2 protein-coding genes are annotated in these 1,396 nt (G+C 38.6%); one reads left to right on the plus strand and one right to left on the minus strand.

Annotated features, from left to right (window positions below):
• Positions 1-839 (minus strand): TGS domain-containing protein (locus VXQ92_RS17970; RefSeq protein ID WP_416682723.1); only part of this gene is annotated, 839 nt, incomplete at its 3' end.
• Positions 840-1,249: 410 nt separating this feature from the next.
• On the opposite strand from VXQ92_RS17970, the gene VXQ92_RS17975 reads away from it, so the two are divergent.
• Positions 1,250-1,396 (plus strand): hypothetical protein (locus VXQ92_RS17975; RefSeq protein WP_416682724.1); only part of this gene is annotated, 147 nt, incomplete at its 3' end.

Raw genomic sequence — 1,396 nt, forward strand, 5'->3', positions numbered from 1 at the left:
ATGTACTGTTCTAGTACTTGATAAATAGTCCAGCCATTTGCATGCCAGAACACCATACCCGGTGCTTCTTCTTGCATATGGAACAAGTCTAACGCTTTACCAATTTTACGGTGATCACGCTTTTCAGCTTCTTCAATACGCTTGATGTAAGCTGCTAACTGTTTTTTATCAGCCCAAGCAGTACCATAGATACGTTGAAGCTGTTCATTCTTCGCATCACCACGCCAGTAAGCACCAGAGATTTTAGTAAGCTTGAATGATTTTAAGAATTTTGTGTTCGGTACGTGCGGACCACGACACATATCTACATATTCTTGGTGGTAGTACAAGCCCATTGCTTTTTCTTCAGGCATGTCTTCCACAAGACGTAATTTATATTCTTCGCCGCGGTCAGTGAATACTTTGATGACTTCATCACGCGGTGTCATTTTTTTGATAACGTCATAATCTTGATCGATGAGCTTTTTCATGCGCTCTTCAATCGCTGCCATATCATCTAGTGTAAAAGGACGTGGCATCCAGATATCGTAATAGAAACCTTCTTCGATGACCGGACCAATCACCATTTTTGCTTCAGGGAAAAGCTGTTTTACTGCGTGCCCTACAAGGTGTGCACAAGAGTGGCGAATGATCTCAAGACCTTCTTCATCTTTTGGAGTGATAATTTGTAAGGTCGAGTCTTCGGTAATTAAGTCACATGCATCAACTAAGCGATCATTTACTCGTCCAGCAACGGTATTTTTTGCTAAACCAGGCCCAATACTTTGAGCGACTTCCATAACAGATACAGGGTGATCAAAACTCTTTTGATCGCCATTTGGCAATGTGATAATTGGCATAAAAAAATCCTTAAGGAGTGATGCCCTATACGAAGGAGCATTTCACCGCGAGATTATGATCGAGGCAAGCCTCAAAATATAAAAACGGTGTAAATCAAAATTAAAAACCTGAAAGATTTTACACTTGTTCAAGCCAAGTGAAAACCTTTGTACTCATAAAATCATAAATACATTTTGCTTATACGGTAAACAGCAATAAATGACTTTAATAAAGACCTAGCTAAATTTTCAGAAATACATAAATAGGATAATTATTCATCAGAACTGATTTAAGATGTTGAAAATAGCATTTCTGCTCATTTTCTGACTGGGAGGTATTTCTCTTTAAGACTAAAGCATTAATGCTTTGATTACTATTAAGCCATATTTTCAAAGAATGAATTAAAAAATAGAACATGGAGTTGTTTCACATGGTTAGTGCCTATAACGAATTACCACGCACACCCGCAAACTTTGTTGCGTTATCCCCTCTGCGCTATTTAGAGCGCGCAGCTTATATCTACCCAGACCAAGCTTCTATTATTCATGGCAACCGTCAGATTTCATGGAAACAAACT

The sequence above is a fragment of the Acinetobacter sp. 228 genome (assembly GCF_048147885.1).